Origin of the sequence: Amycolatopsis pithecellobii (assembly GCF_009707865.1) — a bacterium.
GTDB classification, from domain to species: Bacteria; Actinomycetota; Actinomycetes; order Mycobacteriales; family Pseudonocardiaceae; genus Amycolatopsis_E; species Amycolatopsis_E pithecellobii.
This window is the reverse complement of sequence record NZ_WMBA01000003.1, coordinates 102,063-126,962: the sequence shown is the minus strand read 5'-3', so window position 1 is coordinate 126,962 and position 24,900 is coordinate 102,063. Positions and strand designations below refer to the sequence as shown.

Genomic DNA, 24,900 nt, shown 5'->3' with positions numbered 1-24,900 from the left:
AACCTCGCTCACCCGGGCGGTCGGATTGTGTGGTGCGGAAGTGCGGTGACCCGGGCACGTGTGCGTTGCCGGTGCGCCGCGTCCATCACCGGCGTGCCCGGGTCGAGGCTGGTCGCCGTGGTGATGTACAGCTCGCTCTCGTCGTCGCCGAGGCAGCACGCGATCGCGAACCCATCGGCGTCGATCCGGTCGACGACGTCGCCGTCACGAACACGGACAAAAGCGTTGCCGGTCATCGTCGCGACCCAGACGGATCCGTCCCGGCAGGCACAGATTCCGTCCGGGAGGTATCCGGCGCCGAGGCGCTCCCTCAGGTCGAACCAGGTTCGCCGGCCGTCGAGCTTCCCGTCCGCACCCATGCTGAACGCGGTCAGCCGGCCGGCGAACGTCTCGGCCACGATCAGCGTGCGGCCCTCGTCGATCACCGCGAGCCCGTTGGGGAACACCAGCCCTTCGGCCGCGACGGAGGCCCGGCCGGCGGCGTCCACCTTCAGGAGGCGGCCAGGCTCGTCCGGCGTCCGGACCTCGTCGACGTAAACCGTTCCGTCCGGCAGGGCGAGCAGATCACCGAGCCGGGCGTCGACGAACCCGGTCAGATCGGCGTACACCGACCAGGCGTCCCCGTCGAACCTGTCCAGTCGTGCCGCGTGCATGCGCGCGGCGACGAGATCACCGGAGGGCAAAAAGCCCGTGCCGTTGACCGGTGTCTCAAGGGGATGGACCTGGGTGCCGTCCTGCCCGACGATGACGAGCCGGTTTCCCTGGGTGTCGGAGATCCACACCCTTCCGTCCCGCCAGCGCGGCGATTCGGCCCACACGAGATCGGCGGCCAGCATTGTGTCGCTCACTCCTTACGACTCACGGGTTCCGGGCGGCAGGCCCAATTCGGCGAAACCCTCCGGGGTGAGGTGCGGCCCCCACAGGCTGACCCATTTGTGCCCGTCGTAGGACCACTCCCCCGGCACATGCCGGGCGTCGTCGTAGATCCGTTCCATATCGCAGTAGAACTCGACGACAAGCCCGCTCGGCTCCTGCACGTAGGTCGCGATGTTGCGGCCCATGCCGTGCCGCAGTGGGCCCCAGAGCACCGATTCGCCGCGGGCATCGATGAGGTCGGCGATCGCCCCGATCTCGACGATCGTCGGGTATTCCCAGGCACAGTGGTGGATCCGCCCGTGCCCAGGGAACACCCCGATACCGTGATGGTCGACGTTGCAGCGCAGGAAAACGCCCTCCTCGATCCGGTCGGACACCCGGAAGTCGAAAAGCTCCGTCAGCATCTTTTCCATCCGCCGCGGATCGGGCACGAAGAAGTTGAAGTGGCCGAGTCGTTGCGGCCGTAGCACCCCGGCGGCTCGGTCCGGCTTGACGTCGGTCATCTGGCTGTAGATCTCGAAGACGAAACCGTAGCTGTCCTGGAACGCGAAACCGTCCTGGACACCGGGGCCCAGCGGCCCGTCCTCGACGATCCGCAGCCCGGCCGCTTCCACCCGTTTTCGTGCCTCGGCAACGGCTTCGGCGTCCGGAGCGACGAGCCCGACGTGGTCGAGGGCGTCCTCGTCCGAGGCGAGGTACTGGAGGCTGTGATGCGGTCCGCCATGGGTGAACCAGAGCCCGTCATCGGTGCGGTCGGTCAGGTGCAGGCCGAGAATGTTCGTGGCGAACTCCTCCGCCGCCGCGAGATCACGGACCCGGAGTGCGGCATGGCCGATTTCGCTGATGATGTGAGGAGTCATGTCAGGCCGCCGAGGATGCGTAGCCGGGCGCCGCGACACAGTGCGTGGTCTGGGTGCCCAGACCTTCGATGTGGCAGGTCACGGTTTTTCCGGGAGTCAGATAAGCCGGGGGCTGGGCGACGTGCCCGACCCCGCCGGGCGTGCCGGTGGCGATCAGGTCACCGGGCGCCAGCGTGATGAACGTGCTGATATCGGCGATGATCTGCGGCACCGAGAAGATCAGCTGGTCGGTCGACGAGCGTTGCTTGACCTCGCCGTCGACGGCCAGTTCCATCCGCAGCGCGCGGGCATGCCCGACCTCGTCGGGCGTCACCAGGAACGGGCCGACCGGTGTGGAGTGCTCGAACGTCTTGCCCGCCAGGTACTGCGAGGAGCGCAGCTGCCAGTCCCGCATCGAGACGTCGTTGACGATCGTGTAACCGGCCACATAGGACTCAGCGTCGCATTCACTGACGTGACGGGCCGGACGGCCGATGACCACGCCCAGCTCGATCTCCCAGTCCACCTGCTTCGACACGGACGGGATCGCCAGATCGTCATGGGCGCCGATCAGACTGCGACTGTACTTGGAGAACAACACCGGATGTTCCGGCACCGCCAGATTGCCCTCGGCCGCGTGATCGCGGTAGTTGAGGCCGACACAGACGATCTTCTCGGGATTCGGCGTCAACGGGGCGAAATCGGCGCCGGCCAGTGCCAACCGCGAACCTTCGGCGCCGGCGGCGCGCTGCGCCCAGTCTTCGCCCGAAGCGAGCAGCTGCCCGACATCTTCGAACGGCAGGAGCGTCAGCTCGTCACCGTCGACGCGGGCCGCACGCAACCCGCCGCCCGTCCTGATTGTTGCCAGTCGCATGACATCTCCGTTCTTTCAGATTCTGGTGTAGTGGGCGAATCCGACGACCTCGGCGAGGTGATCGGCGAAGGGCGCCCGGTAGTGCGCGAACTCAGGCGCCGCCCGGAAATCCTCGTGTGCCGCCACCGAGACCCACTCGATGCGCAACACGAATTCGTCAGGACGCTCGATGCACCGCATGACTGCCGTCCCGAGACATCCTTCGGCTTCGGCGAGGACGGCCAGCCCCTTCGGCAGCGTCCGGCCCAGGTAATCCTCGTGGCCTGGTTTGGCCCGCATCGTGACGAGCTCGACGATGCTCATCTGGCACCCGCCCAGCCGGACCCGTCGCGCCGCAGTTCCCTTACGCGTGCGGGAGAAGCCGTCTGCAAGGCATCCGGAGAAACAAGCGGGCCGGCTTCGACGGGAATCGCGACACCCTCGATCCGGGCGGCGGAGAAATTCTCGACCCATGACGCGTGCCCGGCCTCGGCGATACTCACCGGCAACACCGGCACACCTTCAGGCCGCGCCGCCTCGATGGCTCCCTTTTCGCAGAGAATCGCGTCGGTGCCGAGGGAAAGGCAGGCATGCTGTTCGGTGGAGCCGAGCGGTACCACCACCCGGTCGTCGCGCCCGAGGTACTCCTCGAGCCGCATCCACGTGTAGGCCCACAGTTTCACGATGTCTCCCGGCGATCCGTCCCGGTGACCGGCAGCGATTCGAGTCCACGGACCACATTGTTCAGATGGCGACGTGGCTGTCCTAAGTGGAATCGCCGGACTCGCCTGGCCAGCGCCGCGAGCACCGCCTGGCCTTCGAGCCTCGCCAGCGCCTGGCCGGCACACGCGTGCGTGCCGTAGCCGAAGGCCAGATGATCGGCCGGAGCACGGGTCACGTCGAACCGGTCCGGGTCCGGGAAATGCCGGTCGTCGCGGTTCCCGGAGCCGTACAGGAGCAGGATCTGCGCGTCCGCTTCGATCCGGACCCCGTCGATGTCGGCCGGTTTCCTCGTCCGCCTCCCGAACACCTGGACCGGCGCGTCGTACCGGAGGACCTCGTTGAAGGCGCCGGGAATGCGGCTCGGATCCGCGCACACCAGGTCCCACTGATCCGGATGGGTCGCGAAAAGATGCACGGCATTGGCGATGGCGTTGATCGTGGTGTCCATCCCCGCGGTGGCATAGGCCGCGAGTAGCGGGATGCAGGACTCAGGCCGGATTCGGCCGGCGTCGGCGGCCTCGAAAATGGCCCGCCCCATGCTGCCCTCTTTGAGATCGTCCGGCCTGAGCGTGCCGACCCACTGGAACATCTCGCCGATGGTCGCCAGACCGTTCGCGGTGCGTTCGTTCATCGGGCCGATGACGGTGAAGGTCGCATCCGCCCACCGGAGCATGTTCGGCCGGGCCTCGTCGGGAAGGCCGATCAGGTCGAACACCACGGAGAACGGGAACACGACGGCCAGATCGCCCACCGCGTCGAACGATTCCTTCCGCAGCACTTCCTCGACGAGCGCGTCGGCGCGGGCGGAAATGTCGGCCTGAAGTCCCCGTATCGCACGAGGACCGAGGCGGTCGGCGACCACGGAGCGGAGCCTGTCGTGCTCGGGCGGATCGGCGGCCAGCACCGTGCCGACCAGCATCTCGTTCACCGGGTCATTGAGCGCGATCCCCGACGAGGAAAAGGTTTCCCAGTCCGCGAGCGCGTGCCGGATGTCGGCGTAGCGGGGCAGCGCCCACGCGTCGAACCTGTCGAGGTGGACGGCGCCGCCCAGCTGCCGGAGATCGCGGTAGACCGGGTAGGGATCGTGCAGAATCTTGTCGTCGAACAGGTCGATATCGGAATGCGGGGCCTGGGTGAGCGTCATTGCTTTACCTCCTGTCGGGGGCCGGTCAGAGCACGCAGCCGGGTGATCGGGATCCGCTTGTTGACCGCGGCGGCGGTCGCTTCCCCGTTCTCGCCGGGCCAGCGGAGCAGGAGTCCACTGGAGACGGACTGACCGTCCACAATGGCCGGTTCACCGGCGACCGGCAGCGGGCCGCATACCCGGATGCTCAGGCCGAACTGCTCGGTCCAGAACATCGGCGACGGCGTCAGTTTCGGTGCCGCGTCACCGTCGAGCAGGGCGATCGCAGCGGTCCTCGCTTGCTCGAGAGCACTGTTCCACCACGGGGTCCGGCGGTGTCCCGCCCCGACGGGAAACGCGGCGACATCCCCCGCGGCGACGATGTTCTCGCCGGCGCGGCAACGGTCGTCGATCCGGAGTTCACCACGGGTCAGCAGCCCGGTCCCGTCGAGCCAGTCGAGGTTGGGGGCACAACCGACCGCGCTGAGCACCAGATCGCCTTCGAAACGGCGCCCGTCGCCGAGTTCGGCCACCGGCGTGCCCGACCCTCGCAAATGGACTCCGCCGGGGTGATGGGCGAAGCGGACCCCTTGTGCGGTCGCCGCCTCGGTGATGAGGCCGGCCAGGTACGGGCCGAGCCGGCGCCTGAGCGGTGGTTGCTGGTCGACCACGGTCACGGTCGCACCGCGATGGACGCACGCGGAAGCGAGCTCCATGCCCAGGATTCCCGCGCCGACGATGACCACGTGCGGCCGCGAGCCGAGCCGCTGGGAAAGCAGCCGCGCGTCGTCCAGATCACGAAAGGCCGTTTCCCGCACACCGGGGTCCGCGACCCCGAATTCGGCGAGCCGCCGGGCCCTCGCACCCGTCGTGATGGCGAGCTTGTCATAGGCGACCCGATCGCCATCGGCGAGGAGAACTTCCCGGCGTTCGACATCGAGACCCACGGCCCGCGCACCGAGCCGCTGATCGGCCACAGTGGACAGTGGGGGTAACACGATGTCCTCGTATGTATCGGTTCCAGTGAGGATCCCCTTGGACAGTGCGGGCCGGTTGTACGCGGCGTGCGGCTCCGCGCCGATCAGGGTCAGCGTGCCGGTGTAGCCGTGCCGGCGTAACGCGTCGGCCGTCGTGACGCCCGCGACGGACGCCCCGACCACGACGATCCGCTCGGCCCGGTTTCCTGGCCGCATCAGCCGACCTTGAGGGCGGCCACCGGGCACACCCGGACGGCGACTTCGGCCGCGGAGTCCGACGGGGCCGGGACCTCTTCATGGTCCAGCACGAGTTCGCCGTCCTCGTCGAGGTGCATGAGCTGAGGCGCCGATTCGGCGCACAGTCCATACCCTTCGCATCGGTCCCGGTCGACGGTCAGCTTCATTGCCAACTCCTTCACTGGCTTCGGTGACAGTGCTCGAGCGCCGGTGCGCTCTTTCGGTGTTGTGCTCCCGGCCTTGCGGTGGTCAGCGCCGGCGCTGTTCCAGCTCGGGAAATTCCGGCGATGCCGGCATCGAAAGGCCGAGCAGCATCTGCGTGGTGAAAGCGATGTGCCGGCGCAGGAGGTCCACCCCGCCTTCGATGTCCCTGGCAAGGGCCGCGTCGGCGAGCGCCCGGTGTTCGGCGGCTGGATCGCGTTCGTTCTCCACCAGCAGGGGCGCGGCCCAGCGCCGGTAGAGCTCGGTCTCCGCGCGCAACCCCTGCGCGATCTGGATGAGCCGGCGATTGCCGCATCCGGCGAGCAGCGCCGCGTGGAAGGCTTCGTGCGCGAGGTACCACGCGTCACCGCGGACGCCCTCTTTGGCCTCACGCTCCCGAAGGCCGAGGAGATGATGCGTCGCCACGACCTCCGATTCCCAGCGGTCATCACCGTTGAGCATCGCCTGCCGGAACGCGAGCCCCTCGATTTCCACGCGCACGGTGGTCAGGTCGGTCAGCTCGCCCTCGGACAACGCCGCGACGGCGTACCCCTGGTGCGGCTGCAACGTGACCAGCCGCTCCGCAGTGAGCTTCGTGAGCGCCTCACGGATCGGCCCCACACTCGTGCCGTATGCGGCGGAGAGTTCGGGGAACTTCAACCGCTGCCCTGGCTTCAAGCGGGCCATGAAGATGTCCGACCGGAGCCGCTCGTAGAGCTCGTCCGCCCGCGTCTCCGCACCCCGTCGCTTGGCCATGGCAGAAACCCTAACTCACTTGAGAACATCAACACAAGTTTTAAAAGTTGTCGTGCCTGAGAAAAGTTTGCCGCGGTTTAGGCTAGGACGGCCGTACGAGTGGGAGGCCCGATGACCAGGAACACCAAGCAGCGCATGATCGAAGCCGCGGCGTTGTCACTGCGCAAACAAGGCCTGGCCGCGACCTCGTTCACCGAAGTCCTGGCCGCGAGCGGCGCGGCACGCGGGGCGATTTACCACCACTTCCCCGGCGGGAAGGACGACCTCATCGAGCAGGCTGTGACCTGGACGGGACACCGGGTCCGCACCGAGTTCGAGCGCATCGAGGGCGACGATCCGGGCGCCGTGTTGCGAAACTTCGTGGACCTGATGCGGCCGGTCGTCGCGAAAGCCGCCGGGGGGACGAGCTGCGCGGTGGCTGCCGTAACGGTGGAAGCGTCACCGGAGCAAGCCGCACTGAATACCGCGGCCGAGGCGGCGTTCCGGTCGTGGATCGACGTTCTCGAGGAGAGGCTTCGCCAGGTCGGAGTGACCGCATCGCAAGCCGTCGCCACCGCGCAGTTGATGGTCACTTTCCTCGAGGGCAGCCTCGTCCTGGCCCGCGCCACCGGCACGCTGACCGTCTTCGAGCAGAGCGCGTCGGCACTGCTTCAGGCGTTGACCCTTGACTAGTACGAGCGTCCTAGTTAGCCTCACTAGTACGCTCGTACTAGTGACTGGGAGTGATACATGGCCGTTTCGTCGGTGTTCGACATGCGCTTCTCGCCCGAGGCCGCGGAAGAAGGTGTAGACCTCGCCCTGGCCATCGGAGCCGATATGCCGGCGACCGCGGGCTGCACCGGCTACGACGTCATCCGCGACCTGGCCGACCCTGGCCACGTGGTGATCGTGACCCGCTGGAACTCCCGCAGTGACGGCGAAGCCGTACTGGGCAGCTACTACCAGGACCCGAAGATCACCCGCGTCACCGAGCTTCTCGGCGAGGTGCCCACCGGATTCCTCGGCGAGCTCGCGGACAAGTCTTCCCGGGATCCCGTCAGTTGACCTGGCGTTCCTGGCCCGTCCAGTACTGCCGGCGCAGCTTGAACTTCTGCAGTTTGCCGGTGGTGGTGCGGGCCAGGTGCGCCCGGAACTCGATCGAGGTCGGGGCCTTGTAGCCGGCCAGCCGCTGCTTGCACCAGGCGATCAGCTCGACTTCGGACACCTCGACGCCAGGCGCGGGGACCACGAGCGCCTTGATCGTCTCGCCCCACTTCTCACTGGGCACGCCGATAACCGCCACCTCGGCGACAGCGGGGTGGGAAAACAGGCAGTCCTCGACCTCGATCGAGCTGACATTCTCGCCACCGGTGATGATGACGTCCTTCTTGCGATCGCTGATGGTGAGATAGCCGTCGTCACCGATCCGGCCCCCGTCACCGGTGTGGAACCAGTCGCCGTCGAGCGCCTTCGCGGTCTCTTCCGGCTGACCCCAGTAGCCCTCCAGGACCACATTGGACCGCGCCAGCACCTCGCCCTCCTCGTCGACTCGGAGCTGTACACCCAGAGCCGGCGAACCCGCGCGGACAAGGTTCGCCGCCCGTTCCTCCGCCGCGAGCCCGTCCCACTCGGCTCGCGAACGGTTGATCGTGAGCAGCGGCGACGTTTCGGTGAGCCCGTAGATTTGAATGAACTCCCAGCCGAGCTCCGGCTCGACGCGAGTGACCATCTTCGTCGGCGGCGGCGCGCCGGCGACGACGATCCGGGCCCGGTCCGCCCCGGGCACCTCCCCGTCCCACTTCCGCGCGGCCTCCAGCACCGAGGCCACGACCGCGGGTGCCGCGCAGAGCAAGGTGACCCCATGTTGCTCGATGCGCCGCAGAATCTCGGCACCGTCGACCTTGCGGAGCACGATCTGCGGTACGCCGACGCCCGCCGCCGCGAACGGCATTCCCCACCCGTTGGCGTGGAACATCGGCAGGGTGTGGAGATAGACGTCGCGGTCGGTGACGCCGGCGTGCAGCGCGAACGTCATGGCGTTGGTCCAGATATTGCGGTGCGTGAGCTGAACACCTTTGGGCCGCGCCGTCGTGCCCGAGGTGTAGTTGATCGTGGCGGTAGCGGCCTCGTCGGGCTGCCAGTGCCCCGGTTCGGCATCCTCGGCGGCGTAGAGGTCCTCGTCCTTCCCGATCACGAACCGGAACTCCGCGTGCACCCCGGCCAGCGCGTCGTCGAGCTCAGGATCCACGATCAGCACCCGGGCGCCGCTGTGCTCGACGATGTAGGCGACCTCGTCGGCGCTCAGCCGGAAGTTCACCGGTACCAGCACCCGCCCGGAACCCGATATCCCGAAAAAGCTCACGAGGAGCCGGGCACTGTTCTGGGACACGACGGCGACGCGGTCGCCCACGCCGATCCCCAGCTCATCGAGCTTCGCGGCTTGCCGGCGGGCCAGGGCGGCGACCTCCCGATAGGTCAGCGAACCGAGGCCGGCGGCGGGCTGGTCCGGCTCGTCGACCACACCGATCCGGTCGCCGTACACCGCTTCGGCGCGACGGATGAAGTCATTGACACTGAACGGGACGAACACGCGGCACTCCTTGCTCAGATGGCGGAATTTCGGCCTACTGCCCGCACTCGGGCAGTACGGGCGCGAGCAGATAGGACTCGTAACGGCCACCGGTGCGCAGCGTGTGGTGGCCGGCGTTGTCCCCGGACCGGTTCGGCAGATCGGGAACAGCCACCGCGAGGTCGTGGCCTGTCACCTCGATGCGCACCTTTTCGCCGGCGTGCCAGCGCATCGCCATCGGCCAGATCGCGATGTCGACCGGAACGACTTCGCCGGGCGCCAAAGGCTGTCGGACCTGGTGACTCTGGACCGGTCGCAAGTCGGTGGACAGCTCGGGATCGAGGGCCCGATGCGACGTGCGCATCCACCCTCGGGCGCCGGGTGAGGGCAGTCCGGTGGCCCACTCGGGCACGCGATGCTCACCCTCGGCGTCGATCTTGCTGATCGCGACGAACAGGTCCACCTCGGGGTGTCCGTCACTCTCCACCCACAGCCGCAGCCGCATCGGGCCGGCAACGGTGAGATCTCCCAGATCACCGGTGAAGACCGCGGATCCCGTGGGTGCGTCGTAGCTGATGTGGCTCTCCTGCCTCGGTGAACCGCTGGTGATGGTCCCCGATGCGGCGTCGAGATACAGCTTGGTGGTGACCGTCCGGCTCGGCGGGAACTCGGTCTCGGGCTGATCGACGACATCGTCGTGGCCGGGGTCGAGGATGGCCATCCGGACCCGGGGCGTCTCGTCCCAGCCGTTCGCCTCGCCCTTGAGCACGTGGTCGTAGAAGCGCCGCAGATCGTCCTGGTGCTCGTAGAAATCGGGCCACTCCATCGTGTTGTGGATTCTCAGCCACTTTTCGGCCGAACCAAGGCGTTCCCAGGCCCGGAAGGTGCCGTCCACATGAATCAGGTTGGTGTAGCTCGCGACGACATAGGCGGGCACCGTGATCCGCGAGGTGTCGAACACCTTCGTCGCCCAGTATTCGTCGAGCTGCGGATGCGCCTCGAGCATCGCCAGCGTGTCCTCGTACCGGTTGCGCCCGTAATGGTGCGAGAGGATCAATGCCATGAAGTCGGTGAAGGGGATGCCACCCGGCGCGACCAGGTCGCGGTAGATGTCGAGCAACCCTTCCCAAGGGGCGATGGCGGACAGGTGCGGAGGTTGCTCCGCGGCGATGATCCACTGTGAGATGGCGAGCCAGGAGTTGCCGGCCATCCCCACCTTCTGGTTCGACCACGGCTGCTCGGCGATCCACTCGATCACGTCCGCGCCGTCTCGCCCCTCCTGAGGCGAGAACGTCTGGATGTCGCCCTCCGACTCGAACGCGCCGCGCGGGTCCGGGTGCACGATCGCGTAACCGTGGGCGCACCAATACGCCGGGTCCGGACCCTCCCACTTGTTCAGTCCTGAAATCGCCGAAGCCGGCACCCCCGCGCGACCGGGATAGCCATCGAGATGCCAGTAGCCGCCTTGTTTCCCGTAGGGACTCCAGGCCATCAATGCGGGCACCGGATCCCCGGTGACGGGACGGAATACATCGACGAAGATCCGCTTGCCATCGCGCAACGTCACCTCGACGTCCCGCTCGAAGACGATGTCGCACGGCAGCGGCAGACCGCCTGGCGAGTGGACCGAGCCCTGCGGCAGCACCTCGCTCCCCGGCTTGAATCCGCGCCACTTCGCTGTCGGGCTCTCGGGAGGATTCGCCGCACTCCAGATGACGTCGGTGTCAGTCACGGTCTACTCACTTCTCTCCGATGAAAAGGACGCTTCCGTCATACTAGAGGCTAGCCTCTAATTTGGCGAGGGTCCTCCTCGACCGGTTCCGGCACGGGTCCGGCAGAATCGGCGTCGTGAAGTCGCCGCGCCAAGAACGCAGTCGCAGGTCTGCGGAGCGGATGCTCTCCAGCGCACTCGCCGCGGTCGACGAAGGTGGCCTGAAGGCACTGACCGTCGACAACGTCGCACGCCTCTCGGAGACCTCGAACGGCTCGATCTACCACCGATTCGGCAACCGCGACGGTCTCGTGGCAGCCGCTATCGACCACTTCCTCAGCCAGGTCGAGGACGCGATGGCAGCCGAGATGGAGGCGGCGAACTCGGTGGCTGACGACCGTGCGGCCGTCGGCCGGCTGGTCGATTTGTGGCTCAACCTGTTCGCCCGATACCACCAGCGTTTCCGGGCCTTCATGGTTGAAGCCCACGAACAGACTTTCCACCACGCACGCGGCCGGCAAGCCAGCCACGCGATCGCCGACCGGCTGTCGACGTGGCTGATCGACCGCTTCGCATGCACGCCCGCCGCGGCCCAGACCTGCTACACGATCCTGCTGGGGCTGGGCGCCTCACGGGCGCTGTGGGACCCCGACGAAGTCACCGCAAACCCGCTCCCCACCGGCAAACTGGCCGACGAAGTCGGCGCGATGATCCTCGCCCGGGTCACCTCGGCGTAGTCCGAGGGATCTCGACGACGTTTTGCTTCAGTGGCACGAACTGGCGAATCGGGCACGAGTCGAAATCCTCAAGGCCGGGATTCCAGCAGCGTGCTGGAGCCGTGATCCACATCCACAAGGACTCCCCTTACGGAGTAATGATTGACTGGAATGACCAGGAGGACGTCGATATGTCTTCCGAGAAGACCGAAGCAGGCGAGCCAGCCGCACGGCGCCGCCGGATGATCGTCAATGCCGTCATGAAAAAGGCTGTCCTCGATGTCTTGGACGGCAGGCTTCGAAACACTGATGGATCACGAGGAGAACAAGGGGCACCTATACCGCGTACTTGCTGGTCCGGGCGACTACGTACACTGAGATCACTCGGTGGTAAGTGCTTCGATGCGCTCATTGTGAAAGCGAATCGCCCGCGTGTGGTAGCGAATGAGTTCGTCGCGCCCCAGATCGGCCGGGCCTTCGGTTTGCCCGCCGTCGCGCGAGGCGAGGCCGTACAGGACCAGATCTGCGAATCGGTCGGCGATTTGCTCAGGGCTCATCGTGCCGGACGAGTGGTACCACTTCCACAGCCAGTTGCACATTCCGTCAATGGCGAACACGGTCGCGTTTTCGTCGCTGCCCACGAATTCCCCGCTTCGCACGCCCTCGCGAAGGATCTCCTGGACGACCAGATCACTTTCGCGCTTGAACTGGCGAAATTCGGCGCGGACTTCCGGCGGCAACTCACTCTCGGCACTGAAGGTGAGACCGTAGAGCTCGATGTTCTCCGTGATGCAGGAAATGTGATGGTGGACGTAACGGCGAAGCCGCTCCCGTGTGGTTCCCGGCGCGGACGTCACCGCGTCGAGCTTCTCGATGTCGCGTTTGAGCCAGTCGCCGAACACGTGCCGGAGAAGATCGTCACGGTTGGCGAAGTAGTGATACAACGCGGCCTTCGTGACCCCTACCTCCTCGGCGATGTCCTGCAGCGAAACCGCTCGGATACCCCGGGTCTGGAACAGTCTCGTTGCGGCCTTGATGAGCTCGTCCTGCATCACGGTGCCTTTGGGCATGCCCTCGACGTCCACCCTTCCTGAAGAAAACCCGTTCCGTCAGCGCGGAACCTCGATGAATTCGAGCTGGACCCCAGCCATGTCCCGCGGATGAGTGAAGTTAACACCAGCGTGCCCATCGCCCCTGACGGGCTTTTCCAGGATGGGCGTCAACCCGGATTCGCGGAGTTCACGTGTCGCCTCCTCGACATCCTCGACACCGACCGACAGGAGGAACACACCCTCTCCTCGCCGGTCCAGAAACCGGCTCACCGAGGTGGGGTCGGCCTCGCTGGCGATCAGGTTGAGGTGGAAGCCCCCGATATCGAACGACGAACCGCGCAGACCGGGGAAGGCGAAGCCCGACTCGTCCACCGGGCTGCTGCGGACCTCGAACACCTCCTCGAACCGGCGGGTCCACTGGTCGAGGTCACGCACCGCGATATTGATGCCGTGGATGCGGTTGTATTGCATCTGATAACTCCCTTGACAGTCAGGTGATGGTCATTCCGCCGTCGACCACGATCGTTTGGCCGGTGACATAGCCGGCGGCCGGTGACGCGAGCCAGACGCCGACGCTCGCGATCTCGCCGGCCGAGCCGAACCGTCCCAGCAGGATGCGCGGCGTGATGACCGTCTCGACGTAGCCGGGGCGGTATCCGTCGGTCATTTCCGTCTGGACGAAGCCCGGTGCGATGGCGTTGACCCGGATTCCGCGCCGTGGTCCCCATTGCTGCGCCAGGTCGCGGGTGAGTCCGAGCAGCGCCGCCTTGCTCGCGGTGTAGGCGGCCTGCGGCAGCGCCGCGGTGGTGAGGGCCAGCACGCTGCTGATGTTGATGATCGAGCTGCCGGACGGCATCACCGCCGCAGAGGCTTGCGCCATCCAGTAGGCGCCACAGAGATTGAGGTCCACTACCGCACGGAACTCGTCGGGTGTCTCCCGCACAGCCGGTACCGCGGTGGCGACGCCGGCGTTGTTGACGAGAATGTCGAGGCCCTCCAGCCGGTCGTGCGCGCGGGCCACCGCCGCCCGGCACTGACCGGGGTCCCGGACGTCCGCCGTGACCGCCAGCGCCGTGCCGCCGTCCTTCTCGATATCGGCGACGGTCCGTTCGAGAAGCGCTGTTCGCCGGGCCACCACAGCGACACGAGCGCCTGCGGCGGCCAGCTGCCGCGCGAACGCGACACCCAGTCCGGACGAGGCACCGGTGACGATGGCCGCGCGCCCGTCGAGCCGGAACAGCGTCTCCGGGGTGCCGCTCATCGAAGATCCAGCAGACGCTTGACCTTGCCCTCGCCACCCAGCCCGGTGAGCGGGGCGAGCGAATCCGGCGGGACGATCTCCACGTCGACCGACACCCCGAACGCGGTGTGCAGCATCTTCGCCATGTCGGCTTCGAGCCGCGGGTCCTGGACGCCCGCGCGTTTCTCGATCCGCACACGCATCCGCTCCCGGGACGCCAGTCCTTCGCCCACGGTCTCGACGACGCAAAGGAATTCCCCCGTGGTCCGGGCATCGCCCTGGATGACGTCCTGTGCCGACCGCGGGTACACGCTGGTGGCCTTGAGCTTGACCATCTCGTCCGAGCGGCCGAGGAAGCCCGACAGTTTGGACGTGCGCAGGCCGCAGCCGCACATCCGGCGCCCGCTCACCCGCATCAGGTCCTTGAGGTCGTAACGGATGATCGGCGGGACCGAGCGATGCAGGCTCGTGACGATCAGGTTCCCGGGCTCGCCGGTACCGGCCGGCGCCCCGGACTCGCGATCGGTGATCTCGAGGACGGCGGTGTCGTCGTTGACGTGGAGGTTGTCGTGGGCTTCGCACTCGAACCCGATCAGACCGACCTCGTGGGTTCCGTAGTTGTCGAAGATCTCGCAACCCCAGGCGGCGGACAGGAGCTTCCGGAGGTGTCCCTCCACGTCCACCCCGAGATAGGTGTGGATGAAGCGCGTCCGCAGGTCGCGGGCAAGATCGATCCCCTCGCGTACCGCCGTCTCCGCGAGGATCTTCAGGTACTCGCCGAACGCGACCCAGCCCGCGGTACCCCATTCGCGGGCGAGTTCCAGCTGTCGCTTCGAGGGGGTCACCACGCCCGATCCCGTCGTGAGCGGGACGAGGCCGCACCAGTTCATCGCCGCCGTGGACGAGCACCAGGCCGTGTTCGCGAGGCTGTTCGTCAAGGTGATCTGCAGGACGTCCCCGACCTGGGCGCCCTGTGCGTGAAAGGCACGCGCGAACTGGATCGCCTGCGCCTCCCAGGCCACCGGGTCGAACAGGGTCGGCCGGGGCAGTCCGGACGTCCCACCGCTGGACTGGATCTTGAGCGGCGTGGCCATCGCCTCGAGCGCGAAGTTCTGGTGGGAGCCGAACGGCGGCTCGTCCTCGATGCTCCGCTTGAGGTCGTCACTGGTGAAGGCCGGGATCTTCGCGATGTCGTCGAGCTCCCGGATATCACCGGGCTCGAGACCGGCGGCGGTCCACCGGTCACGGTAGAAGGGGACGGCCCACGCTTCGCGGACGCGGTCACGGAAACGCTTGTCCTGCAACTCATGCAGCTGCTCGTCGGAAAGCGCTGCCATGGCGCCGGCGAACGTCGGTGGTGGAGGGTAGTCCGCCATGAACCGTGGCCAGTCGACGCTCGACCAGTAATAGGGGATGGCGCGTTGTGTCACTTCGAGGTCCTCCCTGCGCGGGGGTTGAGATGGTCAGGCCGTCGCGTGGACGGGCTGGAAGCGGTAGCCGTCTCCGTCGGGTACGACGTGCCCGCCACTCGGGCCGCTGAAGTGTGTGCCGAGAATCAGCATGTCCGTGCCCGATACCGAACGGAGGAAGCCGGTGCGGGTCCTGGCGGAGAGTTCGCGGTCGGAATCGCCGCGGGAACTCCATGCCGGACGCGCGATCTGGATCGGATGGTGGATGAAATCGCCCGTGATGAGCGCGCTCTGGTCGCCGGACTCCAGCCGGACGCTGTGATGTCCCTTGGTGTGGCCCGGCGTGGCGGTGTATCGCACCCCCGGCGTGACCTGATGACCGGAGGGCACGAGGTCGACAAGGCCGGCGTCCATGCAGGGCTGGATCGACTCGGCGAACACCAGCCGGGTCTGCGAGTGGATGTCCGGATCGGCGCCGGCGTAGACGACCGCGTGGGCGAGATCGGAGCTGGCGGGCGCCCCTTCGGCAAGGCTCTTGTGGTACTCGAACTCGTCGGTGACGAAGGTGTAGCGGGCGTTGGGGAACGTCGGCCGCCAGGTGCCGTCGACGAGGGTCGTGTGCCACCCGACGTGGTCGAGATGCAGATGTGTGGCCAGCACGTAGTCGATGTCCTCCGTGCGGTACCCGGCCTCTTCGAGTCGTTCGAGGAACGGGTTGTCCAGACCACCCCAGTTCGGCAGCAGCGGGATGGTCTTGTGATTTCCACAGCCCGCATCGACCAGGACACGGTGACTCGGTGTTTCCACGACGTAAGCGTGCAGACTCCACAGGGTCTGTCCGGCGTCATTGGCGTAGTCCGGGTACAGCCATGCGATCGAACGGACCGCTTCGGGCGTGGCCTCCTCGATCAACCCGTCGAGCTCGCCGGGCTCGACCGGCATCTCCAGGATCTGGCTGATCTTGATATCTCCGACTTTCCACGTGGACACGTGCGACTCCTTCGACGGTGAAGTGGGGGGTGCGCGGGCGAGTCAGACTCGCCGTCCGGCCAGCTCGCCCTCGTAGATCGCCTCGTCGACCCGGCGCGGTGCCGAGCAGTCGCCGATCTGCGTGAGCGGGAAACGACCGCGGAGTTCCCCGGCGAGCGACTCCTCCGGGGCCCGCATCGCCACGGTCACGATGGAGTCGACTCGGGCGACGCGCTGCTGCCCGTCCCAGATGCGGACCAGCACCGCGCCGTCCGGGGTGACCTGGACGACCGCGTGCTGTGGGCTCAGCACGACACCGGCCGCGTGCAGTCGCGGGTAGAGATGCGCGAGGTCGAGGTTGAGCAAAGTGTTGTCACCCAGGAACATGCGCGTGGTCACGACTTCCACGTCGCGCCCGTCGGCCGCAAGCTTCTCCGCGAGTCCCAGCGCGAGGTATTCGCCGGTGTCGTCGATGATGAGGACCCGCTGCCCCGTCCGGTCGGGCTCCTCGATCGCGGTGATCGGGTCGAGCGTCACCGTGTGCTCGAGGCCTGGGATCCCGCCCGTATTGCCGAGCGCTGCGACGAATCCGTCGGTGCGCCACGACGAACCGGTCGCCATGACGACGTGGTATGGGTTCTCCGCGCTGACCGTCTCGACCGTCGCGGCCGTACCGAGCCGAACGTCCACTTTGAACTTGGCGAGGGTTCGCTCCATGTCCGACACCACTGCGGCCCACCGGCCCCGCGTCGGAAGCTGTGCGGCGTACCGGATCTGACCGCCGAGCTGGTCGCCGCGCTCGAACAGGACGACCCGGTGCCCCCGGGCGGACGCCGTCTCCGCGGCCCGCATCCCGGCAGGCCCACCCCCGACGACGACGATCGTCCGCGGCTCGGCCGCCTGCTCGAGAGTGCCCAGCCCCAGCTCCGCCTCACGCCCGGCGGCCGGATTCTGCGTGCAGGTCAGCGACCAGCCCTTGGCCATCCGCGAAAAGCAGCCTTGGTTGGCGGCCACACAGTGCCGGATCTCGTCCTCCCGGCCGCTCTGCGCCTTCGCGATGAGGTGCGGGTCGGCGATATGCGCACGCGTCATCGCCACCAGGTCGGCGTCACCACGCTCGACGATGCCGTTCGCGGTGGCGAGGTCGGCGATGCCGTTCGCGGTGATGATGGGCTTGTCCACAATGGACTTCACACGGGCCGCGAGGCCGACCAGCGGAGTGCCGCTGATGCTCATCGGGGACACCGTCCGGTGGAACGTGGTGGCGCTGCCACCGCTGATGCTGAAGTAGTCGAACAGGCCGGACGCGTCGAGGGTACGGAGGATTCGCTCGCCCTCGTCCGGCTCGATCCCGCCGGTCACGAACTCGTTGAGGGACAGGCGAACCCCGACCGCGAACGAGGACGAGTCCGTGTTGGCGCGCACCGAACGCGCGCAGTCGAGGACGATCCGGCACCGGTTTTCGGTCGAGCCGCCATATTCGTCGGTGCGGAGGTTGGTGAGCGGCGACAGGAAGCTGCACAGCAGATAGCCATGAGCCGCATGGATTTCCGCCCCGTCCATGCCGGCGACCGCGGCGTTCCTGGCGCTCCGGCCGAACCCGGCGACGAGTTCGGCAATGTCCTCTTTGGACATCGGACGGGGAATTTCGCCGTAGGTGGCCGACGGAAGTCCCGACGCACTCCACAGTGCACGCCAATTGTCGAGGTGCATCGTGTTGTTGTCCTCGGCGCCGAAATGCGAGAGATCGACGAACACGCGGGCCCCGTGCCGGTGGAGGGCATCCGCGAGCCGCTCGTACACCGGGATGACCTCGGTGGGCCAGCTTTGCAGCGTCCGCAACATCATGCCCCGGCTCGACGGATGCACGACCTGGGCCTCGGTCAGGATCAGCCCGGCGCCGCCCTTGGCGCGCTCCTCGTAGTAGTCGACGCTTTGCTGAGTCATCAGGTTGTCGCGTCCGTAGGCCAGCGCATGCGGGGTCACGACAACGCGATTTCTGAGCGACACGGGACCGATCTGCGCCGGCTGCCAAAGAGCTTCGTATTCGCGCATCGTCGCGCTCCTCGGAATCGAAGTGGTGGCTGCGGTACCGCCTGGCTTACCGATGAGTTGGAAAACCAACCAAGCGGCAACATGGCGAACTTTAAGAGCGGGGTGCGGCCCTGTCAAGGACTGGCGGGCTCTCCGCCGACGCCCGTATATGCGGTCCGATTTGACGATGTGAACCGTGACGTGGCCATCCTCGACGCGCCGCCCGAGCCTGGTCCCGGTGGCCTGCGGGACCACCTGCTGACGCTGGTGCAGTGGCCGGCGCAGCGATCCCAGGCTCGCGGCGGAGATGCGCCGGATTCTGCGGAGGGACCAGTCCGCGATGACCGACCAGCCGCTGCGCAAGGCGATCGAGCGCGGCGAACACCTCTACACGAGCCACCAGGGCGCCGGGGCCGACACCCCCTTCCCCGGCCCGCGACCATGCCGCCACCGAACGGATCCTCGCCGGTGACCAGGCCTTCGAGGGACCGGATGACGCTCACCACGTTCCAGGCCGCCCGTGAAGGCCACTTCGCGGCGGTCGACCCGTTTGCCGGCCGAACTCCTCGGCCGCGAACTTCGCAGCGTCGCCGACCAGCTCGCGGACGGCCTCGCCGCCTAGCGAGACTGCGTGCCTGGACGGGTCCGCAGGGTCCGGTCGGCGAGGGTGAGGAGGGTGAGGCCGAGGCTGACGCCGATCATGATCCAGCCGATGAGGTGGATGCCGTCGTCGCTGACCTGATGGTGGAAGACCATGCCGGTGATGGCCGAGGAGGCGATCGAGCCGACGTAGCCGAAGGTCCGCAGCAGGCCGGACGCGGTGCCGAGTTGTTCGGGCGGGGCGTGGGTGTAGAGGGCGGTCTGGTAGCCGGCGACGGCGAGCCCGGTGGAGGCGCCGAACAGGAACGTGAGGATGGCGACGAGCCCGATCCACGCGCCGGAGTTGAGCAGGAGCACTCCGGCGGAACCGGCCAGCGCGGTCACGGCGGCGGCGATGACGGGGCCACGCACCATGTTGCGGCGTGAGATCAGCGCGATGGCGATCCCGGAGACGAGGGTCATGGGCAGGAGCAACAGGCCGGATTCCGACGCGTTGTAGCCGCGCACCGCTTCGATCCACTGGGTGACGCCGTAGAGCACGACGTACTGGCACAGCATGACCAGCCCGAAGAGCACATAGGTGTTGGTCAGTGCCGGACGCGCGGCCAGCAGGCGTACATCGAGGAAGGGGCTGGCCGCCCGCAACTCCCAGCCGATATCGGCGAGCCACAGCACGATCGAAAGGGCCAGGATCGACCAGTGGACCGTGGGGAGTTCGAACAGGAACACCAGCAGGGCCAGCATCGCGGCGGCGAAGCCCACGATCCCCGCCACGTCGAGCCGCGAGGCGACCTCACGCAGGCCGCGTTTCGCCGGCGGCCCGTCCGCCTCGACCCACGCCAGCGCAGCGACGAGCGCGATGAGCGCCACCGGGATGTTGACCAGAAAGACGGCCCGCCACCCGAATCCGCCGACCAGCAGACCACCCAGGGGCAGGCCCAGCGATGCCGTCGCGACACCGGTGATCTGGAGCCCGCCGAGCACGCCACCCGGCGGCTGCGCCATGCCTGCCTCGCGGGCACGTTGGCGGATCAGCAGCATCGCGGTCGGATAGGCGCACGAAGTTCCCAGCCCGATCAGGACGCGGCTGAGCAGCAGGGTGAGCAGATTCGGGGCGACCCCGCCGACCAGCCCGCCCACGGCCACGGCCACGATGCCGACGATCAGGACCCGGCGTGGCCCGAACACCTCCCCCGCCTTTCCCGCCGTGGGCTGCGCGACCGCGCTGGCCAGGTAGAGCGCCGTCACCAGGGCGGCGGTCTGCCCGATCGACACTCCGATGCCGTGCGCGATCGGGACCAGGGCCGTGGCGATCAGCGAGCTGTTGACCGGGTTGAGGACCGAGGCGAGGTACAGCGGCGTGGTGAAGCGCCACGAGAAAGGGCGTACCGGGACCGTCCCGGTTGTCGCCGTCACCGGGCGCTCGCGGCGAGCGGTGTCACGAGATCAAGGGCGATGATGGGCATGGAAGCTCCCTAAAGGAACAGGCGATCGAGAATTTTGTGCGCCGCGGCAAGGGTTTTCCGCTCGGCGGGCGCGAGCGTCTCGAGCTGCCGGGCGAGCCAGTCGGCGCGGGCGTTGCGGCCTTCCTCGATGAGGGCCCTGGCCTCGTCCGTGGCGGCGACGACTTTCTGGCGGCCGTCGCCGGGATCCGGCGTGACCATCACCAGTCCTCGCTCGAGAAGGACGCCGACCGTCGCGCCCATGGACTGGGAGCGGACGCGCTGAAGCTTCGCCAGCGCGGTGATCGTCAACGGGCCGTCGCGAAAGACGTACCCCAGCGCTTCGATCTGGCTGGCGGTCAAACCCAGCCCGCCGCCCTGCTCACGCAGCACCCGATGGGCGCGCCCCAGTAGCTCGCGTAACGATTGCGCCAGGTCCGCGGTGTCGGTCATGGACTCCACGGTAGCAGATACGAAGGCAAACTACAAAGTTTGCCTTCGTACCTCGGCCGCGAACCAGTCACAAAACATCCGGGAATCAGATACCGGCGCTCACGCCGCCGGGTCGGTCAGCGCTGCCTGGCGGGTGTCCTCGCCGCCCAGTTCTTCCGTGATCAGGGCGGCGGCCCGCAGGAGCGCGGCCTCCGTACCCGCCGCGTCCTCCGGCAGGGACGCCGTGCTGCCGACCAGCGCGATCGTGCCCGCGACGTCATGCTCGTCGAACACCGCCGCGGCGAGGACGACACCGTTGATGGCCGGCACCTCGACGCGCGAGAGCCCCCGCGCCCGGCACGATTCGAACTGGCTCTCGAGGGTCTCGCGCGCCTCGGCCGACAGCCCCTTCAGGTAGCGCTCCACCCGGTCCTGGTCCTGGGACACCGCCAGGAACAGCCGGGTCTGCGCCGAGTCGGGACCGAGCATCGCCCCGATCCGGACCGTGATCAGGATCGGGTGGGTACCGGCCTCCGAAACCAGCGACACCACCGGCCCCGACGCGCCCCACAAGGACAGCACCGCGGACAATCCGGTGTCGACCGACAGCGCGTCCACATACCTCGGCGCGACGTTCAGCACCCGCCGCTGCCCCTGCGCAACCGCACCGAGTTGCAGCAGCAGGCGCCCCGGCTTGTACGCGGTGGCGTCGTCCGGCACCCGCTCCAGGATCTCGTCCAGCACCATCGAGGTGAAGTAGCGGTGCAGGGTCGTCCGGTTCAGCCCGATCCGGGCAGTGGCCTCGGCGACCGTGACCTTGGGCTTGTTGAGCGTGAACAACCGCAGGATCTCCGCTACCCGATGCACGGCCTGGATGTCCCCGGTGCCGCCCCCGCTCGTCAACAGCCTGCTCCTCACGCCAGTTACTGATCCGACCAAAAGTCAGTAACCATCAGCACAGTAACCGGTCGGACTATACCGAGCGGGTGCGCCGCAGCTCAGCCGGCCAGCAGCTGGGCGGCGTTTCCACCGGTCATGGACTTGATGTCGGCGGGCGCGATCCCCTCGTCCAGCAGCGCCCGGACCATGCGCCGGTACGCGGTGACCGGCAGCGGGTTGTTCTTCTGGCCCAGGTCGGACGACATGATCGTCTGGCCAGGGCCCGCCGCCCGGTAGAAGTCCGCGATCCGCTCGAACGGCCGCTCCGCGGGCTGCCTGCCGACCACCATCGCCAGGCAGTGCTCCACGAAAACCCCCTTGCCGCACCAGTTTCCGATCCGCTCCGGCCCGGCGCCCAGGATGAAGCTCGGGTGGCTGACCACGATCCGCGTCACGCCCGCTTCGAGCGCACCCGGGATCAGCACGTCGATCTCCTCCGCCGGCAGGTGCCCGCAGTTGAGGATCGCGTTCTCGCTCGCGATCACGTCGAGGATGTCGCGGCTGGCGGCGTTGAGCTTGCCGGACTCGTCGAGCACCGTGATCGGCTCGTTGTCCCGCAGCGGCACGCCCGCGACCGGGAACCCGCTGTTGTGGTTGTGCGCGTGGAACTCCAGGTGTGCGCGCGACGCGATGGTCGGGAACCACACGATCCGCCCACCCATCCGCAGGGCAAGCTCCACGGCGTACGGGTTGAGCCCGCCGACGGTGCGGTTGAGCGCCACCCCGCCGTAGACCTTGACCGGGATGTCGGCCAGCCCGGCCTTTTCCAGCGCCAGGATGTCGCTGACCATGCTGTGATGGTGGGATTTCGCCACCAGGGCCTGGAATCCGACGGTCGCGGCGTCGGCTGCGGCGTCCATAATGGACATCCGGCGCGGGAACGGGCTGGGACCGGGGTGGGTGTGCAGGTCGACGGCGCCGGTCAGCAGCTCGTCGACCTCCGGGTCGGCCCGCAAGCGGTCGGCGTCCAGCGTGGCGTCCCACAGTTCACTCATGGTCTGGGTCATCGGTGTCGTCCTCGATTCTCGTGCGGTTCGGGCTATTTGACGGCGAGTGCGTTCGGCGGTGAGCCGACTCCTCCCGTCACGTTGAGTGGTTTGGCGGTCAGCAGGAACTCGTAGACCCCGTCGGCGGCGCAGTCCGCGGCCAGTTCGTCGAGCTTCCACAGCTCGCCGATGATCATGCCCAGCAGGGCGATCAGCGGGCGGTGCATCATGCCGTTGTGCGAGGGACCGCGCGGCGGCGGGGGCTCGTCCGGGTCCACCCAGCCGGAGCCGGGGTCGACCGGGAACGACTCCAAACCGCCGTTGTCCGCCGCGACAAGGGAAATCCGATGGTCCCACAGCCAGGCGAGCATCTCCTCGGACTGGTGCAGGCCCGGGCTGCCGGAACGGGCCGCCCGCCGCTCCGGCGTGGCGGCGAGCCAATGCTCGGCGAAACCGGTGTGCAGCAACAGGATATCACCGGGACGCACCTCGACTCCGAAATGGACGGTCATGGCGTCCAGTTCGGACGGCGTGATGCCGCGCGGCGCATCAGGTGCCAGCGGCTCGCCGATGCTGTCGAAGTAGCGGACGGCGTCGAGCAGAATTCCCCGTCCCACCAACCCTTTCTCGGCGAGCAACTGGATGCCCAGCGCGGGCGTGCCCACCTCGATGTCGGCATCGGGCACGCCGCCGTAGAAGCCGTGCCGCGGATGGCGGATATGCCGCAGACCGTCCACTTGGGACGTCGACTGGAGGTAGAACGAGTCCAGCCAGTCATCCCGGTGGTTGGGGTTGTTGGAGAAGATGTGGTGCACCGTCGGCGGCCGGGTCCCTGCCAGGCTGGGCACGAACGTGTTCAGCGGATAGTCGAGGTTGATCACCCGCCCGCGCTTGACCAGCGCCGCGCCGTCGAGCGCGCTCTGCTCCGTGAGGAAGTTCAGCGTGCCGAGCTGATCATCCGGCCCGAACAGGTACCACGAGGACCCCGGCGGCGCGTCGGTCCGCTGCCGCAGTTGTTCATACCGGGGAACCATCAGAGTGCTGGAACTCATCGACCCTCCAAGCCGGTGGCCTGCCGTCCCGGATCCACGGCAGCAGGAACGGGACGGCGACGGCGTTGAGCACGAACAAGGTCAGGTAGGCGAGCGGGTAGTTGCCCGAAAGCGAGTACACCTGCCCGAGCACCAGCGGCCCGGCCGCCGAGCCGAGGCTGGTCCAGGTCTGGAACTGGGCGAATTTCCCGGCGAACGCGTCGATTCCGAACAGCTCCACGATCACCTGCGAGCGGATCAGGATCGTCATGCCGAGGCTCTGCCCGATCAGCACCGAGCCGAGGAACAGCAGCCAGCTCGCCGGCGCCACCCCGACCAGCGCGACCCCGACGGCCTGCGCGCTGAAGCTGATCATCGTCCACCGGCGCAGGCCGAGCCGCCGGATACCGGCACTGCCGAACCATCGCGACGCGACCGCCGTCCCCGTCGCGACGGACACCGCCAGGCGCGCACCGGTGAAGTCCCGCGCGATCCCGGTCGCCACGATGTACGACGTCGCACCCAGCTGTGAGGCGCTGACCAGACTGAACGCGAGCACCAGCGCCCAGTGCTCGGACAGCCGGCCCGGCGCCACCGGATCCGCGGGCGTCGCCACCGGCACCGGCCGGGCCGAAGCCCACCCGCTGAGCGCGAGTGCGGCACCGGTGATCACCAGGAAACCCGCCGCGATCACCAAGAACGACGAGGCGACGGCCGCCTGGGTGGTCAGCAGCAGCGCCAGCACCGGGGAGACCAGGATGCCGCCCGCCGACGAGCCGGAGGTCGCCAGCGCCATCCCGGCGGTCGGCCTCCCGGCGAAAACCCGCACCAGCACAATGGTTCCCACCACGACGAGGCCGCCGCTGAAGCTCGCACCCAGCGTCGCGAACGCCCCGATGACGACCGGGCCGCTGGGTTGGACGGCCATCGCCGCGATGGCCGCCGTTCCGGCCAGGACCGCGCCCAGCATCACCAGGTTCGGCCGGTGCCGGCCGAACCGGCTGAACGCGGGCCCGGCCAGCGCTCCCACCACGAAGAACCCGGTGCTCGCCACCGACAGCTCCCCCGCGCTGACCGCGCCGGAGCGCAGAAACGCCGCGATATAAATCGGAATGCCGTAGACCGCCACCCCGCTTCCCGCTGTCTGCAGAAGGAAAATCGCGACGGCCACTGGGGTGGCTTTCCGGTCGGGACGCATACCTGGCC

26 protein-coding genes are annotated in these 24,900 nt (G+C 67.8%); 3 read left to right on the top strand and 23 right to left on the bottom strand.

Going from position 1 to position 24,900, the window contains the following annotated elements; genetic code table 11:
• Positions 1-8 precede the first annotated feature (8 nt).
• The 9 genes from GKO32_RS03275 to GKO32_RS03235 all read right to left on the bottom strand — a co-directional run bounded on the left by GKO32_RS03275 (position 9) and on the right by GKO32_RS03235 (position 6,585).
• Positions 9-848: an SMP-30/gluconolactonase/LRE family protein gene (locus tag GKO32_RS03275; RefSeq protein ID WP_154755254.1), complete on the bottom strand. Its 840-nt coding sequence runs from the start codon at positions 846-848 to the stop codon at positions 9-11.
• A gap of 3 nt (positions 849-851) precedes the next feature.
• The gene (locus GKO32_RS03270; RefSeq protein WP_154755253.1) at positions 852-1,736 is read right to left on the bottom strand and encodes a VOC family protein; all 885 of its coding nucleotides are present in this window, start codon (positions 1,734-1,736) and stop codon (positions 852-854) included.
• Position 1,737: 1 nt separating this feature from the next.
• Positions 1,738-2,589 (bottom strand): fumarylacetoacetate hydrolase family protein, encoded by an 852-nt coding sequence (locus tag GKO32_RS03265; protein ID WP_154755252.1) that lies wholly within the window; start codon positions 2,587-2,589, stop codon positions 1,738-1,740.
• A 15-nt stretch (positions 2,590-2,604) separates the two neighbouring features.
• Positions 2,605-2,892, bottom strand: a complete 288-nt coding sequence (locus GKO32_RS03260; protein WP_166459352.1) for a putative quinol monooxygenase — start codon at positions 2,890-2,892, stop codon at positions 2,605-2,607.
• Complete coding sequence (locus GKO32_RS03255; protein WP_208024252.1) at positions 2,889-3,251, bottom strand: creatininase family protein; 363 nt, start codon at positions 3,249-3,251, stop codon at positions 2,889-2,891. The genes GKO32_RS03260 and GKO32_RS03255 overlap by 4 nt, the downstream gene beginning before the upstream one ends.
• Complete coding sequence (locus tag GKO32_RS03250) at positions 3,248-4,435, bottom strand: cytochrome P450 (protein ID WP_154755250.1); 1,188 nt, start codon at positions 4,433-4,435, stop codon at positions 3,248-3,250. The genes GKO32_RS03255 and GKO32_RS03250 overlap by 4 nt, the downstream gene beginning before the upstream one ends.
• Positions 4,432-5,607 carry an NAD(P)/FAD-dependent oxidoreductase gene (locus GKO32_RS03245; RefSeq protein ID WP_154755249.1) on the bottom strand — a complete coding sequence of 392 codons (1,176 nt, stop codon included), beginning with the start codon at positions 5,605-5,607 and terminating at the stop codon, positions 4,432-4,434. The genes GKO32_RS03250 and GKO32_RS03245 overlap by 4 nt, the downstream gene beginning before the upstream one ends.
• Positions 5,607-5,795: a ferredoxin gene (locus GKO32_RS03240; protein WP_154755248.1), complete on the bottom strand. Its 189-nt coding sequence runs from the start codon at positions 5,793-5,795 to the stop codon at positions 5,607-5,609. The genes GKO32_RS03245 and GKO32_RS03240 overlap by 1 nt, the downstream gene beginning before the upstream one ends.
• 82 nt (positions 5,796-5,877) lie before the next feature.
• The gene (locus GKO32_RS03235) at positions 5,878-6,585 is read right to left on the bottom strand and encodes a GntR family transcriptional regulator (protein ID WP_154755247.1); all 708 of its coding nucleotides are present in this window, start codon (positions 6,583-6,585) and stop codon (positions 5,878-5,880) included.
• A 111-nt stretch (positions 6,586-6,696) separates the two neighbouring features.
• Between GKO32_RS03235 and GKO32_RS03230 the strand changes: the two genes are divergently transcribed.
• Positions 6,697-7,257 carry a TetR/AcrR family transcriptional regulator gene (locus GKO32_RS03230; protein WP_154755246.1) on the top strand — a complete coding sequence of 187 codons (561 nt, stop codon included), beginning with the start codon at positions 6,697-6,699 and terminating at the stop codon, positions 7,255-7,257.
• 57 nt (positions 7,258-7,314) lie between these two features.
• Complete coding sequence (locus GKO32_RS03225; protein ID WP_154755245.1) at positions 7,315-7,629, top strand: putative quinol monooxygenase; 315 nt, start codon at positions 7,315-7,317, stop codon at positions 7,627-7,629.
• Here GKO32_RS03225 and GKO32_RS03220 read toward each other — a convergent pair.
• A complete protein-coding gene (locus GKO32_RS03220) occupies positions 7,622-9,154 on the bottom strand; it encodes an AMP-binding protein (protein WP_312867459.1) in 1,533 nt (510 codons plus the stop codon). The two genes, GKO32_RS03225 and GKO32_RS03220, sit on opposite strands and share 8 nt — an antisense overlap.
• Before the next feature lie 34 nt (positions 9,155-9,188).
• On the bottom strand, positions 9,189-10,865 hold the full coding sequence (locus GKO32_RS03215) for a CocE/NonD family hydrolase (RefSeq protein WP_208024251.1): 1,677 nt from the start codon (positions 10,863-10,865) through the stop codon (positions 9,189-9,191).
• A gap of 161 nt (positions 10,866-11,026) precedes the next feature.
• Between GKO32_RS03215 and GKO32_RS03210 the strand changes: the two genes are divergently transcribed.
• Positions 11,027-11,581 carry a TetR/AcrR family transcriptional regulator gene (locus tag GKO32_RS03210; protein ID WP_154755244.1) on the top strand — a complete coding sequence of 185 codons (555 nt, stop codon included), beginning with the start codon at positions 11,027-11,029 and terminating at the stop codon, positions 11,579-11,581.
• Between the two features lie 359 nt (positions 11,582-11,940).
• On the opposite strand, the gene GKO32_RS03205 is transcribed toward GKO32_RS03210, so the two are convergent.
• The 12 genes from GKO32_RS03205 to GKO32_RS03150 form a co-directional block, all read right to left on the bottom strand.
• Complete coding sequence (locus GKO32_RS03205; RefSeq protein WP_154755243.1) at positions 11,941-12,630, bottom strand: TetR/AcrR family transcriptional regulator; 690 nt, start codon at positions 12,628-12,630, stop codon at positions 11,941-11,943.
• Between the two features lie 39 nt (positions 12,631-12,669).
• Positions 12,670-13,083, bottom strand: coding sequence for a VOC family protein (locus tag GKO32_RS03200; RefSeq protein WP_154755242.1), 414 nt, complete (start codon positions 13,081-13,083; stop codon positions 12,670-12,672).
• A 19-nt stretch (positions 13,084-13,102) separates the two neighbouring features.
• Entirely contained in the window at positions 13,103-13,873 is a 771-nt protein-coding gene (locus GKO32_RS03195; RefSeq protein ID WP_154755241.1) for an SDR family NAD(P)-dependent oxidoreductase, read from the bottom strand.
• Complete coding sequence (locus tag GKO32_RS40040; protein ID WP_154755240.1) at positions 13,870-15,282, bottom strand: phenylacetate--CoA ligase family protein; 1,413 nt, start codon at positions 15,280-15,282, stop codon at positions 13,870-13,872. The genes GKO32_RS03195 and GKO32_RS40040 overlap by 4 nt, the downstream gene beginning before the upstream one ends.
• 33 nt (positions 15,283-15,315) lie before the next feature.
• Positions 15,316-16,251: an MBL fold metallo-hydrolase gene (locus tag GKO32_RS03185; protein WP_154755239.1), complete on the bottom strand. Its 936-nt coding sequence runs from the start codon at positions 16,249-16,251 to the stop codon at positions 15,316-15,318.
• Positions 16,252-16,293: 42 nt separating this feature from the next.
• The gene (locus GKO32_RS03180; RefSeq protein WP_154755238.1) at positions 16,294-18,285 is read right to left on the bottom strand and encodes an oxidoreductase; all 1,992 of its coding nucleotides are present in this window, start codon (positions 18,283-18,285) and stop codon (positions 16,294-16,296) included.
• Between the two features lie 597 nt (positions 18,286-18,882).
• Positions 18,883-20,280 carry an MFS transporter gene (locus GKO32_RS03175; RefSeq protein ID WP_312867458.1) on the bottom strand — a complete coding sequence of 466 codons (1,398 nt, stop codon included), beginning with the start codon at positions 20,278-20,280 and terminating at the stop codon, positions 18,883-18,885.
• A 59-nt stretch (positions 20,281-20,339) separates the two neighbouring features.
• Positions 20,340-20,759 (bottom strand): MarR family winged helix-turn-helix transcriptional regulator, encoded by a 420-nt coding sequence (locus tag GKO32_RS03170; protein ID WP_154755237.1) that lies wholly within the window; start codon positions 20,757-20,759, stop codon positions 20,340-20,342.
• A 99-nt stretch (positions 20,760-20,858) separates the two neighbouring features.
• Positions 20,859-21,641 (bottom strand): helix-turn-helix domain-containing protein, encoded by a 783-nt coding sequence (locus tag GKO32_RS03165; RefSeq protein ID WP_166459350.1) that lies wholly within the window; start codon positions 21,639-21,641, stop codon positions 20,859-20,861.
• A 95-nt stretch (positions 21,642-21,736) separates the two neighbouring features.
• Positions 21,737-22,684, bottom strand: a complete 948-nt coding sequence (locus GKO32_RS03160) for a DUF6282 family protein (RefSeq protein WP_154755235.1) — start codon at positions 22,682-22,684, stop codon at positions 21,737-21,739.
• Between the two features lie 32 nt (positions 22,685-22,716).
• Positions 22,717-23,715, bottom strand: a complete 999-nt coding sequence (locus GKO32_RS03155) for a cyclase family protein (protein ID WP_154755234.1) — start codon at positions 23,713-23,715, stop codon at positions 22,717-22,719.
• On the bottom strand, positions 23,681-24,892 hold the full coding sequence (locus GKO32_RS03150; RefSeq protein WP_154755233.1) for an MFS transporter: 1,212 nt from the start codon (positions 24,890-24,892) through the stop codon (positions 23,681-23,683). The genes GKO32_RS03155 and GKO32_RS03150 overlap by 35 nt, the downstream gene beginning before the upstream one ends.
• Positions 24,893-24,900: the final 8 nt, after the last annotated feature.

What these genes read in the sequence shown, in the direction of transcription:
- GKO32_RS03260 (WP_166459352.1), bottom strand. Translation starts at nt 2,892, where the DNA reads ATGAGCATCGTCGAGCTCGTCACGATGCGGGCCAAACCAGGCCACGAG.
- GKO32_RS03210 (WP_154755244.1), top strand. Translation starts at nt 11,027, where the DNA reads ATGCTCTCCAGCGCACTCGCCGCGGTCGACGAAGGTGGCCTGAAGGCA.
- GKO32_RS03250 (WP_154755250.1), bottom strand. Translation starts at nt 4,435, where the DNA reads ATGACGCTCACCCAGGCCCCGCATTCCGATATCGACCTGTTCGACGAC.
- GKO32_RS03205 (WP_154755243.1), bottom strand. Translation starts at nt 12,630, where the DNA reads ATGCCCAAAGGCACCGTGATGCAGGACGAGCTCATCAAGGCCGCAACG.
- GKO32_RS03195 (WP_154755241.1), bottom strand. Translation starts at nt 13,873, where the DNA reads ATGAGCGGCACCCCGGAGACGCTGTTCCGGCTCGACGGGCGCGCGGCC.
- GKO32_RS03160 (WP_154755235.1), bottom strand. Translation starts at nt 22,684, where the DNA reads ATGACCCAGACCATGAGTGAACTGTGGGACGCCACGCTGGACGCCGAC.
- GKO32_RS03225 (WP_154755245.1), top strand. Translation starts at nt 7,315, where the DNA reads ATGGCCGTTTCGTCGGTGTTCGACATGCGCTTCTCGCCCGAGGCCGCG.
- GKO32_RS03180 (WP_154755238.1), bottom strand. Translation starts at nt 18,285, where the DNA reads ATGCGCGAATACGAAGCTCTTTGGCAGCCGGCGCAGATCGGTCCCGTG.
- GKO32_RS03230 (WP_154755246.1), top strand. Translation starts at nt 6,697, where the DNA reads ATGACCAGGAACACCAAGCAGCGCATGATCGAAGCCGCGGCGTTGTCA.
- GKO32_RS03170 (WP_154755237.1), bottom strand. Translation starts at nt 20,759, where the DNA reads ATGACCGACACCGCGGACCTGGCGCAATCGTTACGCGAGCTACTGGGG.
- GKO32_RS03155 (WP_154755234.1), bottom strand. Translation starts at nt 23,715, where the DNA reads ATGAGTTCCAGCACTCTGATGGTTCCCCGGTATGAACAACTGCGGCAG.
- GKO32_RS03240 (WP_154755248.1), bottom strand. Translation starts at nt 5,795, where the DNA reads ATGAAGCTGACCGTCGACCGGGACCGATGCGAAGGGTATGGACTGTGC.
- GKO32_RS03245 (WP_154755249.1), bottom strand. Translation starts at nt 5,607, where the DNA reads ATGCGGCCAGGAAACCGGGCCGAGCGGATCGTCGTGGTCGGGGCGTCC.
- GKO32_RS03150 (WP_154755233.1), bottom strand. Translation starts at nt 24,892, where the DNA reads ATGCGTCCCGACCGGAAAGCCACCCCAGTGGCCGTCGCGATTTTCCTT.
- GKO32_RS03235 (WP_154755247.1), bottom strand. Translation starts at nt 6,585, where the DNA reads ATGGCCAAGCGACGGGGTGCGGAGACGCGGGCGGACGAGCTCTACGAG.
- GKO32_RS03265 (WP_154755252.1), bottom strand. Translation starts at nt 2,589, where the DNA reads ATGCGACTGGCAACAATCAGGACGGGCGGCGGGTTGCGTGCGGCCCGC.
- GKO32_RS03270 (WP_154755253.1), bottom strand. Translation starts at nt 1,736, where the DNA reads ATGACTCCTCACATCATCAGCGAAATCGGCCATGCCGCACTCCGGGTC.
- GKO32_RS03200 (WP_154755242.1), bottom strand. Translation starts at nt 13,083, where the DNA reads ATGCAATACAACCGCATCCACGGCATCAATATCGCGGTGCGTGACCTC.